This window comes from Streptomyces sp. NPDC096012 (assembly GCF_040426375.1).
Classification (GTDB): domain Bacteria; phylum Actinomycetota; class Actinomycetes; order Streptomycetales; family Streptomycetaceae; genus Streptomyces.
In genome coordinates this window covers 283,595-301,938 of the sequence record NZ_JBEOTD010000003.1, presented here as the reverse complement: position 1 = coordinate 301,938, position 18,344 = coordinate 283,595, and the positions used below count along the sequence as shown (strand labels likewise).

Sequence of the window (18,344 nt, the reverse complement as noted above, 5' to 3'; positions counted from 1 at the left end):
CTTCTCCTCTGGAGGGTGATCACGGGTTGAGGGCGCGCAGGTGGTCGCGCAGCCCGGTGCCGTACGCGGTGGGTGTGCCGTCGTAGGCGGAGATCAGGGACGGCCCGGCTGGGCAGTCCCAGGCGTTCCAGGTCCAGCCCAGATAGGACAGGTCCCGGTCGTCGAACCACTTCATGACCCGGTCGACGAAACCGTGCGAACAGGTGTTCTCTCCGGTCTCTCCGGCCACGAGCGGTACCTGGGCGGCGACCGGGGCGAGGGCGGAGCTCCAGCAGCTCTCGTCGGCGCAGGAGTTGAAGTTGTAGACATGCCAGGCGGCGGCGAGATCGCCCATGGGATCGGTGGGCTTGTACGTCAGTCACTGGCGCAGGTCGTTGGCGTACGACAGTCCGCCGGCCAGGATGACGTCCTTCGCACCGGCGCCCCGTACGGCGTTCACGAGGTCCTGCATGCCGGCGACCGGGTAGGAGATCCCGGGGCAGGTCCCGCCGTCCCGCAAGCACTTCCAGGCGTCCGCGGCGCTGCTTGCCGCACGGTCTGGATAGGGCTCGTTGAACAGGTCGAACACCGGTGCCGGATCGTCCTTGAAGGTGCCGGCCACCGACGCCCGGAACGCCGGGCTGTACTGCTTGTCCGGCATCGGCTTCTGGCAGGTGGCGTGGACGCCGGAGCAGCCGGCCGAGTTGCCCGTGTACTGCCCGTACGTCCAGTGCAGGTCGAGGACCGGGGTCATGCCATGCGCCTCGACGCGGGCCACCAGGTCCTTGACGGCGCTGACGTAGTCGGCGCCGCCGTACTCCGGTTCGACGTCGGAAAGACCCAGCCAGCACTCCTCGTTGAGCGGAATGCGGACCGCGTTCGCCTTCCACTCGGCGATCGCCTTGACCGCCGCGTCGTCGACCGGACCGTCCGTCGGCGAAGCCGAAGGCGAGCTGCCAACTGCTCACCGGCGCCCGGTTGTCGGTGATCTCCACGGAACCCTGGAAACCACCGTCCCACCGGCTGGTGATGGTGTAGCCCACGGTGCACGCCGGGGCGGCTCCCTGGGCCGAGACCACCGGCAGGACAGCGCCCGAAACGAGCACGAGGGCACCGGCAGCGGCTAAAACTCCTGAATGCGGGGGGTGTCGCATGAGCGACTCCTTGCAGCTTGGCGTGCCGTGACGGCCGCGTCGACTGATGGAATCGCTCCCACTGGTGCCAGTGAAGCTAGCGCCAACCGGGCTGTTTTCACAGCGTTGTTGCTTAACTTTCTTCATCAGGCTCAGGGCCGGAGTGATTCAACTCCTCAACGCCTTGACGGCATTCGCCGCCATCCCCACTATGGGAGCGCTCCCACTGGTTCAAGCCTTGACCCCCACCAAGCCGCGCTCCGCAAGGAGGACCAGGACCATGGATCCCGGACGCACACGTAGAGCCCCACGGCGGCTGTGGACCGCCGTCGCAGCCGCGTTCGCACTCCCCCTGTCGATGCTCGCCATCAGCCCAACGCCCGCTCAGGCGGCGAGCGTTCAGTGCAGCGTCGACTACAGGACGAACGACTGGGGCTCCGGTTTCACCACGGACCTGACCATCACCAACCGCGGAGCCGCCCCGATCGACGGCTGGACACTGACGTACGCCTATGGCGGTAACCAGAAGCTCGCCAACGGCTGGAACGGCACCTGGTCCCAGTCCGGCCAGTCGATCACCGTGAAGGGCGCCGGGTACAACGCCACGATCGCCGCGGGCGCCGCCGTCTCCACGGGTGCCCAGTTCGGCTACACCGGCGCCAACACCGCTCCCACCGACTTCGCGATCAACGGCACCACCTGCACGGGCGCGCACCAGCCGCCGGTCGCCGTGCTGACCAGTCCGAAACCGGGCGCGGTCTACACCCAGGGTGACGCGGTCCCGCTCGCGGCGACCGCGGCGGCCGCCGACAACGCGACGATCAGCAAGGTGGAGTTCTACGACGACACGACCCTGCTGGGCACCGACACCAGCGCTCCGTACTCGCTCTCGGCCGTGAATTTGACCGTGGGCAGTCATTCACTGGTGGCGAAGGCGTATGACGACCTGGGCGCGTCCGGGTTGTCGACCCCGGTCGGCATCACGGTGGCCTCGGGCCCGGCGGTCGTCGCCACACCGACCCAAATGGGCGTCCGGCAGGGCAGGTCGGGCATCTACGCGGTGAAGCTGTCGACGCAACCCTCGTCGGATGTGACGGTGACGACCGTCCGCGCCGGCGGCAACCCGGGTCTGTCCGTGACGGGCGGTAAGACGCTCACCTTCACCCCCGCCAACTGGGGCACCGCCCAGAACGTGACCGTCACGGCCGACTCCTCGGGCACCGGCTCGGCGTCGTTCGAGTCGACGGCCACGGGCTACTCCAAGGCGACGGTCACCCTCACGGAGCTGGCGGCGCAGAAAGCGTACGACGCACGGTTCCTGGACCTCTACGGGAAGATCACCAACCCGGCGAACGGTTACTTCTCGCCCGAGGGCGTCCCCTACCACTCGGTGGAGACGCTGATCGTCGAGGCCCCCGACCAGGGCCATGAGACCACGTCGGAGGCGTACAGCTATCTGCTGTGGCTGCAGGCGATGTACGGCAGGGTCACCGGTGACTGGTCCAAGTTCAACGGCGCGTGGGCGCTCATGGAGAAGTACATGATCCCCACACACGCAGACCAGCCGACGGACTCGTTCTACAACTCCTCCAAGCCGGCGACCTACGCGCCGGAGGCGGACACGCCGAACGAGTACCCGACCAAGCTGGACCAGTCGGTGCCGGTCGGTGCGGACCCGCTTGCCGGTGAGCTGAAGTCGGCCTACAACACGGACGACATCTACGGCATGCACTGGCTGGAGGACGTCGACAACGTCTACGGCTTCGGCGACACCCCCGGCGGAACCTGCGAGGGCGGCCCCACCGCGAAGGGGCCTTCCTACATCAACACCTTCCAGCGCGGTCCGCAGGAGTCGGTGTGGGAGACGGTTCCGCAGCCGACCTGTGACGCCTTCAAGTACGGCGGCAAGAACGGCTACCTCGACCTGTTCACCGGCGACTCCGCCTATGCCGAACAGTGGAAGTACACCGACGCACCGGACGCCGACGCACGCGCCGTCCAGGCGGCGTACTGGGCCGATGTGTGGGCGAAGGCGCAGGGCAGGGGCGGTGACGTCTCCGCGACCGTCGGCAAGGCGGCCAAGATGGGCGACTACCTCCGGTATGCGATGTACGACAAGTACTTCAAGAAGATCGGCAACTGCGTGGGCCCCACGGCGTGCCCGGCCGGTTCCGGCAAGGACGCTTCCCACTACCTGCTGTCCTGGTACTACGCCTGGGGCGGCTCTAACGACACCGGCGGGGGCTGGGCCTGGCGCATCGGCTCCAGCTACGCCCACAGCGGCTACCAGAACCCGCTCGCCGCGTACGCGCTCAGCTCCGACGCCGACCTGAGGCCGAAGTCGGCGACAGGCGCGGTGGACTGGAGCACGTCGCTGACCCGGCAGCTGGAGTTCTACCAGTGGCTGCAGTCGTCCGAGGGCGCGATCGCGGGGGGTGCGACCAACAGTTGGGCAGGCCGGTACGCCACCCCGCCGACCGGCACGCCCACCTTCTACGGCATGTACTACGACGAGCAGCCCGTCTATCACGACCCGCCGTCCAACCAGTGGTTCGGCTTCCAGGCCTGGTCGATGGAGCGGGTCGCCGAGCTCTACCAGCAGACGGAGAACGCGCAGGCCAAGGCGGTCCTCGACAAGTGGGTGAAGTGGGCGCTGTCCAAGACCACGATCAATCCGGACGGCACCTACCGGATCCCCTCGACCCTGCAGTGGTCCGGCCGGCCCGACACCTGGAAGCCGTCGAGTCCCGGCTCCAACAGCGGACTGCACGTCACCGTCGCCGACTACACCGACGACGTCGGTGTGGCGGCCGCGTACGCCAAGGTGCTGACGTACTACGGCGCGAAGGCGGGGGACGCCAACGCGAAGGCGACCGCGCGGGCGCTGCTGGACGGCATGTGGAACAACTACCAGGACAGCCTGGGCATCGCCGTCCCCGAGACCCGCAGTGACTACAGCCGGTTCGGCGACAGCGTGTACGTGCCGAGCGGCTGGAGCGGCGCCATGCCGAACGGCGGCGCAGTCAACTCCTCCTCGACGTTCACCTCGCTGCGGTCCTTCTACAAGAACGACCCGGCCTGGTCGAAGATCGAGGCCTACCTCAAGGGCGGCGCCGCGCCCAGCTTCACCTATCACCGGTTCTGGGCCCAGGCGGACATCGCGCTGGCCATGGGCTCGTACGCGGAGCTCCTCGAATAGCCCCCGCTGAAGCTCCGCGTACGCGACCCCGTCGCAGGGGGACGGGGTCACCCGGCCGGGCGGTCCTCAGTCGCACGGAGGACCGCCCGGTGGTTGTCAGGAGCATGATCAGGTCACCGGCACATGTCGGGGGGCGCTCCCCAACGGGGCTCGCTCTCACGGCTCCCCACATCCCAGCGGAGGATCCGCATGCAACAGTCGAAGCACAGGGGCAGGGCGCACGCTCTGTTCGGCGCGCTGCTGACGTCACTCGTCGCGCTGGCGGCGCTTCTCACCGGGGCTCCGGTCTCGCACGCCGACACGACGATCTGCGAGCAATTCGGCTCGACCACGATCCAGGGCCGTTACGTCGTCCAGAACAACCGGTGGGGCACCAGCGCCACCCAGTGCGTCACGGTCACGGACTCCGGCTTCAGGATCGCCCAGGCCGACGGCTCGGTCCCGACGAACGGCGCACCGAAGTCCTACCCGTCCGTCTACAACGGCTGCCACTACACCAACTGCTCACCCGGTACCAACCTCCCGGCCCGGCTGAGCTCGATCTCGGCTGCGCCCACGGGCATCTCCTACAGCTACGTCAGCGGTGCGGCCTACGACGCCGCGTACGACATCTGGCTGGACCCGACACCACGCACCGACGGCGTGAACCGCACCGAGATCATGGTCTGGTTCAACCACGTGGGAGGCGTGCAGCCGGTCGGCTCGCCCACCGGCAGAGCCGTGGTGGCCGGCCGTTCGTGGCAGGTGTGGTCCGGCGACAACGGCTCCAACGACGTACTGTCCTTCGTCGCGCCGTCGGCGATCGACAGCTGGAACTTCGACGTGATGGACTTCGTCCGTCAGGCCGTTTCCCGTGGACTGGTCCAGGACGACTGGTACCTCACGAGTGTTCAGGCCGGCTTCGAACCCTGGCAGAACGGCGCAGGACTGGCGGTGACGTCGTTTTCCTCGACCGTCAACGTCGGTGGCACCGGAGGGGCGGGTGGCTCAGGCGGCTCGTCGGCGTGCAAGGTGACGTACGGCACGAATGTGTGGCAGGGCGGCTTCACCGCCGACGTCACCGTGACCAACGCGGGTTCTTCCCCCGTCGACGGCTGGAACCTCACGTTCACGTCGCCCGCCGGGCAGAGGATCACGAGTGCCTGGAGCGCCACCCTCTCTCCCTCGTCGGGAGTGGTGACGGCCAGCGGTTTGGCGTACAACGCGTCCATCGCACCGGGCGATCAGGTCTCCTTCGGGTTCCAGGGCACCTACGACGGCGCCTTCGCCAAACCGGCCGGTTTCACCCTGAACGGCACGTCCTGCGTCACCGCCTGACGGCGCCGGCACGGGCGGCCTGAGGCGTCCACGCCGGGGTGGGGCGGGGCACGGTCTCCCGGGTCGCCTGCAACGCGGCCGGTGTGACGGAGTCGGCACGCCGGGCCGTGCAACGTCCCGTCGAAGAGCTGGGTACGTGCCCCAATCCGGGAACTGGGTACGTGCCCGATCCGGCGGCCCGGTCCCTGGCCGGGCGGCGGGCCGACGCCGTGGCCCTCGTCCTGACGGACCCGGACCGATGGTCTGCGTGATGTTGTCTCGCCGGCGAGACATGCACAGCATGGGGAGGCCTGCGGGGGTGCCCATGTACCGCGGCGAAGTGGTGTCGGCCGCCATGCGGGTGCCGAGCGCCATTCGGATGTCGAGTGTCGGATTGTCTGCACGGGAGAGTCATGGCGAACCCAGTTCGAGAATCAGGGAAATGGCCGATGAGCCGTGGCGGAGAGGCGGCGGGCAGGTGACGATCGGCAACGGCGATGGCCTCCTGGCCGTCCGCGGGTATCTCGACGGGCTGATCCGGGCGCGACTGACCAGCCCGTTCAGCTGCGAAGTCCCTTTGGTCTCACTCGGGTTCGACTCGCTCGCGGCCATCGAGCTGTGGAGCCGGCTGCGGACCGACCTCGGTGTGGACGTCCCGGCCGGCGAGCTGCTGGAGCTCACCCTGGACGGCCTGGCGGCGCGGGTGCTGGCGGAAGGCGGGTCTGTCGCCGCGTCCGCCGCCGGACCGGTTGCCGGCGGACCCGCCGGGGGAGACCTCGACAGCGCCTCTCCGGAGGCGGCCGCCCAGCTGCTGGCGACCCTCGACGGCCTGGACGAGGCGGGGATGGAGCGCCTGGCGGCCGGACTCGGACCCGGGACAACGCCCGCGGACTGAACTCGGCCGCCCCGACGCCGGCCGTCCGTCGTTCGTGCCGGCCGACGACCTGTGCGGTGATCAAGGCGGTCCTGGTGAATCCGCCATGACCTGACCGACCAGACACACATCCCGTTGTGGAGCCTCGATGAGTTCCTCCTCTGTCTTCCTGAGCGGTCCGCAGTACGTGCTGGGGGAGATCGCCTCGCACCACACCGAGACTCCGGATCTGAAGGCGCGGGCCGGTGAACTGGGTGTGCCGTACGCCCCGGAGCTCTGGGGCTGGGGCCATGTGCACCGGAGCCACAGGTCGCTGGAGGACCTGGCGATCGAGGCGGGCAGAGCGACTCTCCGCGCCGCCGGCGTGGACCCCACCTCCGTCGACGCACTGGTGCTGTGCTGCACCGGTTTTCCAGGGGGGCCGGACAGCCACGGCGGCTTCGTGCGGACCATTTCGGAGGGGTTGGGAACGCGTGGCACCGACTTCCTCGGCATCACGCTCGACCGGTGCACGAACCTGCTGGCGGGCCTGCGAGTCGCCGAGGCCTTCGTGGCTGCCGGGACCCATCGGCGGGTCCTGGTCGTCACCACCGATCGAGTCACTGTCGAGGCGGCAAGACTGGCCAAGTTCGCCCTGTTCAGCGACGGTGCGGCCGGTGTGCTGGTGTCGGACACCGATGGGGAGTACGAGATCGTCGCAAGTGCCGCAGCGCACGAGCTGAAGGACCTGGACTGGTCGAACCAGATCAGTCCGGACCTCTCCCGCCGCGTGAACACGCAGCTGATGAAACGTGCGTCCATCGGAATCGACCAGGTCGACATCCTCATGCACGCCAATATCTTCGAAGCCATCATCGTGATGAAAGAGCTTCAGGCGGGATTTGCCGCAGCGCAGTTGTACACGGACAACATCGCACGGGTGGGCCACTGCTTCGCCGCCGACCCGATCATCAACCTGACGGACCTCGCAGCAGCCGGTCGCCTTCGCGACAACGGCCACTATCTGCTGGCCGCCTCGGTTCCCGGAGTACGGTACGGGGTTCTGCTCCGCAAGCAGACGCGCTAGCACTCGAACCGGCATCTTCGCCCATGGTCCGGCGGGGGCGTTGTCTCGCTGGCGAGACAGGCGTCGGCCGACACGTCGCAGCAGGCTCATGGCGAAGACGGCAGGCGGAGCGCGGATGCCGCCGTCGTACGGTTTCCGACACCGGACGACCGTCGGGTTCCGCGCCTTCTTGCCGAATTCCCGTCACCAGGTGATCAACCCGCATCGGCGAAGTGGGGATGCGCCTGTTGATCCATGATTTCGCCGTCCGTCATGCCCGTGAGTCCGCGGCCGTCGTCGTCTCCTGATGGGAAGAGGCCCGGCACGGCGCCGATATCGGAATGGTGCCGCGAGAGGGCGGCGGATTCTGGCGGGGCCGCGTTTCGGTCGCGTACGTTTCATCGAGCATCGCCTGATCAAGGTGCCGCCGGGCTCACGGCCGTCCCGACCGATGCTGACCTGCGAATCTGAAAGGGCGACATGACTTACGCGCTGTTCAGTGGTCTCGATGAGGGCATGCTGGCGCTGCCGTTCTACGAGGAGCAGCACCGCACGCTGGCCGTGGAACTCGCCGACTGGTGCGCCGGCCACGCCGGCCTGTGGGCACGTCCTCTGGAGCAGATCCCGGAGAAGGCCGGCAGGGAGATCCTGAGCGCGCTCGGCTCCGCCGGATGGCTGGGATTCCTCGATCCCGCGAACGGGTCCGCCGCCGGTGACTACCGGTCGATCTGTCTGGCCAGGGAGATCCTTGCGTACGCCGACGATCTGGCGGACTTCGCCTTCTCCATCCAGGCGCTGTCGGCGACCACGATCGTCCGGTACGGAAACAGTGGGCAGCAGTTGGAGTATCTGCCGCGCATGGCGTCGGGTGAGGTGACGGGATCGTTCGCGGTCTCGGAGGAGGAGGCCGGCTCCGACATGTCGGCAGTCGGTCTCACTGCCGACCGAGTGTCCGACGGATATCTGCTGAACGGCCGAAAGGCCTGGATCGCCAATGCCGGCGTCGCGGATCTGCACTGCGTGATCGCGCGAACGGGTGGGGGACCCGGGGCGCTGGGGCTCACGGCGTTTCTGGTGCCGGCGCGCACGCCTGGAGTCCGGGTGCTGGAGGAGGTGCGGTTGGTCGCTCCGCGCTCGTTCGGACACCTGGCCTTCGAAGACTGCCTGGTCCCCGAATCGAGCGTGCTCGGACGCCCCGGACAGGGGTTCGTGGTCGCGACGGACGTGCTGGAGCGATTCCGGATGACGGTGGGGGCGGCCGCGGTGGGGTTCGCGCGGCGCGCCGCCGACTCGGCGGTCCAGCGGGCCCGTGAGCGGCGGATCCAGGGCGGCACGCTGATGGACCTTCAGCTGGTGAAGGGTGCCCTTGCCGACATGGAGGTGAAGCTGAACTACTCCGCGATGTTGGTCGCGCGGGCGGCGTGGGAGCTCGACCACGGGAACCCCGGCTACGCGAAACACTCGAGTATCGCCAAGCTGGCCGCCACCGAGGCCGCGCAGGAGATCGTCGACGCCGCCGTCCAGGTCCACGGGGCAGCCGGCCTGGTTGCCGACAGCGTCCCCGAGCGCCTGTACCGGCAGGTCAGGTCCCTGCGTATCTACGAGGGAGCGTCCGAGGTCCAGAAAATGATCATCGCGGACGCGCTGGGACGACGGCCGCACGCGGGCCGGTCCCGAGCGGCATCCGGACGCAGTGCGGGCCGAGTGGAGCGCTGACTTGTTCTCCCCTGTCGTAGCGATGACACGGGCAGATCCGTACCCATACATCCTGGCTCACCCTGGCCGCCGGGTACGGAAACACATTTGATGCATACACGGGGAGAGCCATGAGTGACGAACAGCACTACGAGTGTGTCGGCATAGGCGTCGGCCCTGCGAACCTGAGTCTTGCGTCTCTGTTGCACGGTCGCCCGGGGCTGCCGAACCTCTTCCTTGAGAAACGTGAGGTGTTCAGTTGGCATGACGGACAGCAGATCCCCGATGCGACCCTCCAGGTGTCCATATTCAAGGACCTGGTAAGCCTGTCGGACCCGACCAGTCCCTTTTCGTTCCTGTCCTACCTGAAGGACAAAGGGCGGATCTACCACTTCATCAATGCCCAGTTCAGCGCGGTGCCGCGGCAGGAGTTCCGCAACTACCTGGAATGGGCGAGCCGGCGCAACCAGAACGTGGTGTTCGGCGAGGAGGTCGTGTCCGTCGACTTCGACGGCGTCTTCGTTCTGCGTACCAACCGGCGCACTGTCACGGCGAACAACGTGTCGATCGGCATCGGCAGCCGTGCCTGGGTGCCGGCGGCGGCCCGTGACCACCTCGGCCTCACCCAGTTCCACGTCAGCGACTTCGTGCCTCTCAGCCGCGACGTGGCGGGGAAGAGGGTCTGCGTGGTCGGCGGCGGCCAGTCGGGCGCCGAGGCGTTCCTCGACCTCATCTCGCGGCCGGCCCCCGAGCGGCCGCGCCGGGTCTCGTGGGTGTCGCGCCGCCGCAACTTCTACCCCATCGACGACTCGCCCTTCACCAACGACTTCTACATGCCCGGCCACTCGGACTACTTCGCCCGGCTGGACCAGGGGACGCGCGAATCCTTCAACCGGGAGCACGTCCTCACCAGTGACGGCATCTCCGAGAGCACGCTCCGCGAGATCTACCAGCGCATCTACGCCGAGCGGTTCATCCACGGCAACACCGACCTGGTCTCGCTGTACCCGAACCGGAGCGTGATCGCGGTCGCCGCCTCCGACAACGCGTGGTCGTTGAAGCTGTCCAACAGCAACCATCCGGCGGTCCTCGGGCAGGTCGACGCCGACGTGGTGGTCTGGGCGACCGGATTCCGCACCGCCGCGCCCGACTTCCTCGCGCCGATCGCGGACCGACTCGAGCGCGAGGGCGACGAGTACCGCATCGACGGTGATTTCGCCGTGCGATGGGACGGTCCTTCGAACCGCAGCGTCTTCCTCCAGAACGCGGCGCTGCGACAGCGCGGACTGGCGGACAAGAACCTCAGCCTGCTCGCCTGGCGGAGCCAGCGGATCATCGACCGCCTCCGATGCGTGCGCAGCGACGATCCGGCACCTTCGTTCATCGAATGGTCGGCGAAGCTCAGCCCCGACGAGAGCGTGGGGTGAACCATGACACATGTCGACTTCGCGGTCGTGGGCGGCGGAATCATCGGGTGCACGATCGCACGGGAGCTGGTGCTCCGGGACCCGAACGCCTCCGTGCTGGTGCTCGACCAGGACGCCGTCGGATCGGGAGCCAGCCGCCGCTCGGCCGGCCTGCACTTCCCCCGTGGCGCGACGGAGCGTGTCCGCCGCATGTCCGCCTACAGCCAGGCCTGCTACCGGGCCCTGCTGGACGCCGATCCGACTCTGCCGATCCACCCGGTTCCCATGCTGGTAGTGGCCGACCGCGCGAGCGCGGACCAGGTGGAGGCGGCCTATCTCGACGAGGCCCGCATGTCCCGCGTGGACGCGCTGCCGGACTGGCTGCCGCCCCTGTCGGACGAGACGGCGGCCTGGAAGGGCGAGGGCTGCCAGTACGCCGACGTCGGCGCACTGGCCCGAGCACTGGCCCGGTCGCTGCGGCCGGGGACGAGTTTCCGGGACGGGGTCTGCGTCGCCGCCCTGGACCGGGCCGGGGACGGATACGAACTCGCGCTCGGCACCGGAGAACGCGTCACGGCCGACGCGGTCGTGCTCGCACCGGGCCCGTGGCTGGCCGCACCGGCCTGGCGGGAACGGCTCGCGCCCCTGGACGCCAGAGTGAAGAAGGTCGTGGCGCTGCACATCGAACAGCCGCCCGCGGCCGAGGACGGGGTCGTCGTCTTCCATGACGAGGACGCCTTCCTGCTCCCACTCCACGAGCAGCGGCGCTGGCTCTTCAGCTACACCAGCCAGGTCTGGGACGTCGACCCCGACCGGATCACCGGCGGCGTCTGCGCGTCGGACCTCTCCGAGGCCCGCGAGGTGCTGCTCCGCCGCGCCCCCCGCCTGGCCGACTCCGCCCGCAGCGGACGCGTGTTCTGCGATGCGTACAGCCCGGATCGGGAGCCTCTCGTACGCGCACTGGACGAGGAGGGCCGACTGGTGTTCGCGGGTGCCGCCAACGGCTCCGGCTACCGGCTCGCACCCGCCATCGCCGCGGAAGCAGCACAGCTGCTGCGTACGGCCGTTCAGAACGATTCCGAGCAAGGGAGCCACCCATGAACGTGAGCGTCTTCGCCACCGAGGAGCTGCACCAGGCATTCGGCATCGAGATGAGCTCCGTGGAGTCGATGAGTGCCGGAGCCGGCTGGGGAAGGGTCGCTCCGGGCGTCACCTCCGATCCGCACCAGCACGACGAGACCGAGATGTTCGTCGTCGTCGCCGGAACCGGATGGGTGGCCTTCGACGGCCGGCGCATCCGGGTGGAGCCCGGAACGGTGTGCCAGTTCGAGCCCTTCGAGACGCACGTCATCGAGAACGACGGCGACGTCGACCTGGTCTTCTTCGACCTGTACTGGCGCGACCCGGCGCTCGCCGCCCGGACCGCGGCCGCGGGAGCCGCGCGTCGCCGATTCCCCGAGCGGCCGGTCTTCGTCTTCTCGACCCCGCCCACTCCCAACGGCGACCTCCACCTCGGCCATCTGTCCGGCCCCTACCTGGGAGCGGACGCCTACGTCCGGTTCCAGCGCATGCAGGGCACCGACATCTGGCACCTGACGGGGAGCGACGACTTCCAGAGCTACGTGGTCGAGTGCGCCCGCCGCGAGGAGCGCGAACCGGCGCGCACCGCCGGGCACTACAGCGCCGAGATCGCCGCGACGCTCCGTCTGATGGACATCGAGGTCGACCAGTACACCGTGACCAGCGAGGACCCCGGCTACCGGGACGGTCTGCGCGGGTACTTCTCGAAGCTGGTCGACTCGGGTGCCGTCGCCGTCCGGCGGACGGCCGCCACGGTGGACGCGGAGACGGGCGCCTACCTCTACGAGGTGGGCGTCTCGGGCGGTTGTCCCGGATGCGGCGGCGGGACCAGCGGCAACATCTGCGAAGAATGCGGCGAGCCGAATGTCTGCGTCGACCTGGTCGACCCGCGCAGCAGCCGGTCGCAGACGCCGTCGAAGCAGCAGCCGGTCTCCCGCTTCGTCCTGCCGCTCCACGAGTTCGGCAAGGAGGTCGCCGATCACCACCGCCTCGGCCGGGTGCCGGCCCGACTCCGCGAACTGGCGGACCGGGTGTTCGCGCGCACCAGCCTCGACATTCCCGTGACGCACCCGTCCGACTGGGGCGTCGCACCCGCGGAGACGACCGTGGACGGGCAGGTGATCTGGGTCTGGCCCGAGATGTCCTACGGCTTCCTCCACGGCGTCGAAGCCCTCGGCGGGCGTCTGGGCCGTGACTGGCGAGCCGCCCATCCCGAGCAGGACTGGAAGTTCGTCCACTTCTTCGGCTACGACAACAGCTTCTACCACGCCGTGCTCTACCCGGCGCTCTACCGGTCGGCGTACCCGGCGTGGAATCCCGACATCGACTACCACGTCAACGAGTTCTACCTGCTGGAGGGCGGCAAGTTCTCCACCAGCCGACGCCATGCCGTCTGGGGCAAGCAGATCCTGCGCCCGGAGACCGTGGACGCGGTGCGCTACTACCTGTCGCTCACACGTCCGGAGCAGCAACGGACGAACTTCGAGCTCGAGGCGTACACGGAGACCGTCCAGAGGGTCCTGGTGGACGGCTGGCAGAGCTGGCTGAACGACCTGGGCGCACGGATCGCCGATCAGTACGGCGGGACCGCCCCCGACGCCGGCGTCTGGACTCCCGAGCACACGGCGTTCCTCAACCGCCTGGGCATACGGCTCGCCGCTGTCGCCGACAGCCTCGGACAGGACGGATTCTCGCTGAACCGTGCGGCCGCCGAGCTGGACGGGATCGTCGTGGACGCCCGGCGGTTCGCCGCGGCAGAGGCACGGACCGCGCTGATCGCCGACTGGCACGACGAGGCACGAACGGCCGTCGCGCTGGAACTGGCCGCGGCACGGCTGCTGGCCCGCGCGGCCGCGCCGGTCATGCCGCGATTCGCCGCCCGGCTCGCCGAGGCGCTCGGGACGGCCGACCTCTCGTCCTGGCCCTCCCAGGTCGAGCTGGTCGCGCCCGGGACGCGGATCAGCCTTCAGAACCAGTCCTACTTCGCGGCTCTGCCGTCGGACTGGCCGCTCGCCGCGGAGACCACGGGATGACGGACTCTGTGATCAACCGCGTGGTGGCGGGGCCGCCGGCTCCCGGCCACCGGATCTCGTTCCTCCGGCTCGGCAGCCGCAGGACGCTGGACCTGACCGAACTGTACGAACAGTCGGGCCGTGTCGCCGCCTACCTCCGGAGCCTCGGCGTCGAGTCCGAGGACCGCATCGGGATCCTGGCGGCCAACAGCCTGGAATGGGTCCTGCTGGACCTTGCGGCGCTGCGGCTCAAGGCCGTGGTCGCGGGGTTCGAGCCGGGCAAGTTCGCCGACGCCGGAGAGCTGGTGGCGCGCTACGGGCTCAAGGCCCTGTTCACCGACCGGGACGTGCCGGCGGGCGCGCCGGCGGCGGTCCGGGGCTTCGCCGACGTCGCGGAGGCCGCGGGACGGACAGGGACGGAGCTGCCCGAGCCCGTCGGGTACGAACCCGAGGAGGTGACGACGATCAAGTTCACCTCCGGCAGCACCGGCGTGCCCAAGGGGCTCGGGGCCACCGTCGGCAGCATCGACGGGTCGATGCGGGCCGTGCAGGAGATCTTCGAGCACCGGGACGATGACAACCTCTTCGTCTTCCTTCCGCTGTCGCTGCTGCAGCAGCGGTACTGGGTCTACTCCGCCCTCTGCTTCGGCCACGACGTGACCGTCACCACGTACGAGGCGGCCTTCGCCGCGCTCGCGACGGCCCGGCCTACCGTGGTGATGGGTGTGCCGGCGTTCTTCGAGGCCGCCAGGCAGCAGATCAGCCAGGACGCCGCGCGCGCGGACGGCGTCACGCCGGACGCGGCGCGCCGCGCGGCCGCGCGGCGGCTGTTCGGCGACCGGATCCGCTACCTGTGGACGGGATCGGCACCGGCGGACCGGGAGGTGCTGCGCTACCTCACCGACGCGGGCCTTCCCATCTTCGAGGGCTACGGGCTGAACGAGACGTGCATCGTCAGCAAGAACCACCCCGGTGCCCACAAGGAAGGCAGCGCGGGGCGGGTGCTGCCGGGGAAGCAGGTGCTGTTCGACGAGGACGGCGTGATCCTGATCCGCAGCGAGCATCCGGTGAACCGGCGCTACGAGTTCGCCGAGCCCGGCGACTCCGAGCGGATGTTCGTCGCGGACGGGGTGGTGCGCACCGGCGACCTCGGCTACGTGGACGAGGACGGCTTCCTGTTCATCCAGGGGCGCGCCGACGACGTCATCGTGCTCGGAAACGGCAGGAAGGTGATCGTCCGGCCGATCGAGGAGCACATGCGGACGAGTCCGGCGATCGAGGAGTGCGTGGTGTTCTGCCCCGCGCAGACGTCCCTGGTCGCGGTGGTCTCGCCGTCCTCCGACACGCCCGACCTCAAGGCGATCGCCGACCAACTGGCCCGCACCAACGCCTCGTTCGGCCGTGACGAACAGATCCGCAAGGTCGTGGTCGCGAGCCCCCGGCCCAGCATCGCCAACGGAATGCTCACCTCGCAGTTCAAGCCGAGACGCCAGGCCATCTTCGCCGCCTTCCAGGCGGAGATCACGAACAACCAGGACGGTATCCATGCCCAGTGACATCGAGACCATCGCGCGGGAGAACCTGTCGGCCGCGCTCCAGCCGGCCGCGGATCCGCACGGGATCGACCCGGACGTCGCGCTGACCGACCACGGACTGACCTCGCTGCAGAAGGTCCTGTTCCTGACCCGGCTCTGCGAGGACCTCGCGGTCGACCTCGCGCATCTGACCGAGCGCGACGTCGCCGAGATGCGCACCCTCCACGACGTCGTCGACACCCTGTCGCGTTACGCGGGAAAGGCTGCCTAGAGTGAGTTGGGCGGAACTGGCCGCGGCCACGCTGGAGAACGACCACGTGAGGCTGCGTCCGATCAGTCCCGAGGACCGCGAGTCGATCCACGACATCGCGATGGACCCGGTGATCTGGCGCTACTTCGTGAGCCTCGTCGAGACCGAGGCGGACTTCGACGCCTTCTTCCAGGGCATGGTCGCCGACCACGCGGCGGGCAGGCGCGTGGTCTTCCACATCACCGACAAGACGACGGGGCGCTGCGCGGGGAGCATGAGCTTCGGCAACCTCTCGGAGGCGGACTCGCGCCTGGAGATCGGCTGGTCCTGGCTGGGCGTCGACTTCCAGGGCCGCGGCATCAACCGCTGGGCCAAGTACCTCCTGCTCGAGCACGCCTTCGAGACCCTGGGCGCCGAGCGCGTGGAGTTCAAGACGGACCGGCTCAACGTGCAGGCCAGAGCGGGCCTGCGCAACATCGGCGCCCTGGAGGAGGGCGTCTTCCGCAGCTTCAACCCGATGCCGGGCGGCAGGCGCCGGGACGCGGTCTTCTACAGCGTGGTGCGCGGCGAGTGGCCCTGGCTCAAGGGCGAGTTGGCCGCTCACGCGAAGGTGACCCGGCAGGACATGGTGGTGTGACCGGCGGACCGGGCATCGCCCATCTGCGTCTGCGCGGCGATGCGCACGAGGTCGGCCGGCAGCACGGCGCCGCCCTCGCGGGCCCGTTGCGCGGTTTCGTCGACGACTCGCTCTGCCGTCTCGGCCTGCTGCTGGACGAACAGGTCACGATGTCCGGGCTCGAACCGGTGCTGTCCGCCTACGACAAGGTGATCACGGCGGAGCTGCCACGGCTCGCGGACGAGATCACCGGACTCGCCGACGGGATCGGAATCCACCGCGACCAGGCGCTGCTGCTGCAACTGCGCCGGGAGATCCTGGGCTACCGGAAGATCCCGGCGCGAGGTGACTGCACCACCTACGCGAGGGCCGGTTCCCGTCCGGTACTGGCCCAGACGGTGGACCTCAACGGCGACCTGGACGATCAGATCAGCGTCCTCGACGTCCGGCTCACGGGTTCCCCGCGCGGGGTCCTGGTGCTCAGCTTCGCGGGCCTCCTCGGCTATCTGGGCGTCAACAGCGACGGCCTGGCCGTGGGCCTCAACCTGGTCCTCGGCGGCGACTGGAAACCCGGAGTCCCGCCGTACCTGGCCATTCGCCACGTGCTGGACTCCGCCGCCACCGTCGACGAGGCGGTCGAGTGCCTCCGCGGTCTCCCGTTGGCCAGCTCACGGTCGTTCATGCTCTGCGACGCGGGCAAAGCGGTCTGGGTGGAGGCCCTGGACGGCGGGTTCCGGTGCTTCGAAGCCCAACAGGCCGAGCACACCAACCACTTCCTCCACCCCGAGTTCGAACCCTTCGACGAGATCAACGTCTTCGCGCGGAACTTCTCACGCCGACGGTTGGAGGCGTGCCGCGCCGGTCTCGCCGCGATGGCGCCGGGCGCGGGGGTGGAGGAGCATTTCGCCCTGCTCTCGGTCCCTCCCATCCGAGTGGTCGGAACCGGCGACATCCGGTACGAGCGCACCGTCGCCGCGGCCGTCGCGCTGCCGGGGAGCGGCCGGTTGTACATCAGGCCGGGTGATCCCGCGGCATCTGCCACCAGGGAGTTCACCCTTGCGGACCCGGACTGCCGCACCGACGGCTCTCCCCGGGCGGACGCGGATGACGCGGGGTGACGCCGAGGTGCCGAGATGTCGGTCCCTCTTGATCTTTTCGAACTCGACGGGCGGGAACATGAACGTGCTCGATGACGAGAACGGGCGATTCGTCGTCCTTGTGAACCACGCGGACCGGCTCACGGCGGTCCTCGCGGGACACGCGTCAGAAGCTCTTCCGGAAGGGAACCTGTCATGAAAGCGGGTACGGCCATCAGCGTTGCCGGGACCGATGCCGGGATCGACGTCGACGACCTCTCCAGCCTGCTGATGATCAGGCACTTCGAGCAGACCGTCCTGGACCTGTTCGCGCGCGGGCTGCTCAACGGCACCACGCACACCTGCCTCGGCCAGGAGTACGTGCCGGTGGCCCTGGGGCCGCTGCTGGCCCCGGACGACTTCGTGTTCAGCAACCACCGCGGCCACGGCCACTACCTGGCCCGCTTCGACGACCCCGAGGGCCTGCTGGCCGAGATGACCGGCCGCGAGGGCGCCGTCTGTTCGGGCGTCGGCGGCAGCCAGCACATCTTCCGGGGCACCTACCTGTCCACCGGGGTGCAGGGCGAGAGCCTGCCGGTGGCCGTGGGCACGGCCCTGTGGTTCCAGCGGACCGGCCGGCCCGCGATCGCCGTGGCCTACATCGGCGACGGCACCTGGGGCGAGGGCGCCGTCTACGAGGCGTTGAACCTGGCCGCGCTGTGGCGGCTGCCGCTGCTGGTGGTCGTGGAGAACAACGGCATCGCGCAGACCACGCCGACCGCGCGCGCCATGGCCGGCGACATCGCCGGGCGGGCCGCGGCGTTCGGCATCGCCCATGTGCCCGTGACCGGCAGCGACGTCGCCGCGATCCGCGCGCGCCTGGCACCGGTGGTGGAACGGACGCGCACCGGCGGCGGGCCGGCCGTCGTGGAGTTCACGACCCACCGCCTCGGCCCGCACAGCAAGGGCGACGACACGCGCTCCGCCGCCGAGGTCGCCGCCGAGCGGGAGCACGACTGGCACGACGCCTACCGGCGCCTGGACCCCGACCTGTTCGCCGAGGTCGATGACGAGCAGCGGACGCGGATCGCCGAGGCCGTGGACCGGGTCCTGGCCCGTCCGGCCTCGGTGTGGGAGAGGGGCTGAAC

At 69.2% G+C, this 18,344-nt stretch carries 13 protein-coding genes and 2 pseudogenes; 14 read left to right on the top strand and 1 reads right to left on the bottom strand.

Going from position 1 to position 18,344, the window contains the following annotated elements; translation table 11 throughout:
- Positions 1–19 precede the first annotated feature (19 nt).
- Positions 20–1,133, bottom strand: a pseudogene (locus ABVB68_RS05420) (glycoside hydrolase family 5 protein).
- A gap of 259 nt (positions 1,134–1,392) precedes the next feature.
- Here ABVB68_RS05420 and ABVB68_RS05415 point away from each other — a divergent pair.
- The 14 genes and pseudogenes from ABVB68_RS05415 (at position 1,393) to ABVB68_RS05350 (ending at position 18,342) form a co-directional block, all read left to right on the top strand.
- Complete coding sequence (locus tag ABVB68_RS05415) at positions 1,393–4,311, top strand: glycoside hydrolase family 48 protein (protein WP_353599696.1); 2,919 nt, start codon at positions 1,393–1,395, stop codon at positions 4,309–4,311.
- A gap of 189 nt (positions 4,312–4,500) precedes the next feature.
- Positions 4,501–5,628: a glycoside hydrolase family 12 protein gene (locus ABVB68_RS05410; RefSeq protein WP_353599695.1), complete on the top strand. Its 1,128-nt coding sequence runs from the start codon at positions 4,501–4,503 to the stop codon at positions 5,626–5,628.
- Positions 5,629–5,666: 38 nt separating this feature from the next.
- Positions 5,667–5,864 (top strand): annotated as a pseudogene (locus ABVB68_RS05405) (helix-turn-helix domain-containing protein); the annotation flags it as partial.
- Positions 5,865–6,049: 185 nt separating this feature from the next.
- On the top strand, positions 6,050–6,502 hold the full coding sequence (locus ABVB68_RS05400; RefSeq protein ID WP_353599694.1) for an acyl carrier protein: 453 nt from the start codon (positions 6,050–6,052) through the stop codon (positions 6,500–6,502).
- 166 nt (positions 6,503–6,668) lie between these two features.
- Entirely contained in the window at positions 6,669–7,547 is an 879-nt protein-coding gene (locus tag ABVB68_RS05395; protein WP_353599693.1) for a 3-oxoacyl-ACP synthase, read from the top strand.
- Positions 7,548–8,006: 459 nt separating this feature from the next.
- Positions 8,007–9,242, top strand: a complete 1,236-nt coding sequence (locus ABVB68_RS05390) for an acyl-CoA dehydrogenase family protein (protein WP_353599692.1) — start codon at positions 8,007–8,009, stop codon at positions 9,240–9,242.
- Between the two features lie 110 nt (positions 9,243–9,352).
- Positions 9,353–10,648 (top strand): lysine N(6)-hydroxylase/L-ornithine N(5)-oxygenase family protein, encoded by a 1,296-nt coding sequence (locus ABVB68_RS05385; RefSeq protein ID WP_353599691.1) that lies wholly within the window; start codon positions 9,353–9,355, stop codon positions 10,646–10,648.
- A gap of 3 nt (positions 10,649–10,651) precedes the next feature.
- Entirely contained in the window at positions 10,652–11,728 is a 1,077-nt protein-coding gene (locus tag ABVB68_RS05380) for an NAD(P)/FAD-dependent oxidoreductase (protein ID WP_353599690.1), read from the top strand.
- Complete coding sequence (locus ABVB68_RS05375) at positions 11,725–13,740, top strand: class I tRNA ligase family protein (protein WP_353599689.1); 2,016 nt, start codon at positions 11,725–11,727, stop codon at positions 13,738–13,740. The genes ABVB68_RS05380 and ABVB68_RS05375 overlap by 4 nt, the downstream gene beginning before the upstream one ends.
- Positions 13,737–15,275: an AMP-binding protein gene (locus ABVB68_RS05370; RefSeq protein WP_353599688.1), complete on the top strand. Its 1,539-nt coding sequence runs from the start codon at positions 13,737–13,739 to the stop codon at positions 15,273–15,275. The genes ABVB68_RS05375 and ABVB68_RS05370 overlap by 4 nt, the downstream gene beginning before the upstream one ends.
- Positions 15,265–15,525, top strand: coding sequence for a phosphopantetheine-binding protein (locus ABVB68_RS05365; protein WP_353599687.1), 261 nt, complete (start codon positions 15,265–15,267; stop codon positions 15,523–15,525). Before ABVB68_RS05370 ends, ABVB68_RS05365 begins: the two co-directional genes overlap by 11 nt.
- Before the next feature lies 1 nt (position 15,526).
- A complete protein-coding gene (locus ABVB68_RS05360) occupies positions 15,527–16,141 on the top strand; it encodes a GNAT family N-acetyltransferase (protein WP_353599686.1) in 615 nt (204 codons plus the stop codon).
- Positions 16,138–17,238, top strand: a complete 1,101-nt coding sequence (locus ABVB68_RS05355) for a C45 family autoproteolytic acyltransferase/hydrolase (RefSeq protein WP_353599685.1) — start codon at positions 16,138–16,140, stop codon at positions 17,236–17,238. The genes ABVB68_RS05360 and ABVB68_RS05355 overlap by 4 nt, the downstream gene beginning before the upstream one ends.
- Before the next feature lie 174 nt (positions 17,239–17,412).
- Positions 17,413–18,342 (top strand): thiamine pyrophosphate-dependent dehydrogenase E1 component subunit alpha, encoded by a 930-nt coding sequence (locus tag ABVB68_RS05350; protein WP_353599684.1) that lies wholly within the window; start codon positions 17,413–17,415, stop codon positions 18,340–18,342.
- Positions 18,343–18,344 lie beyond the last annotated feature (2 nt).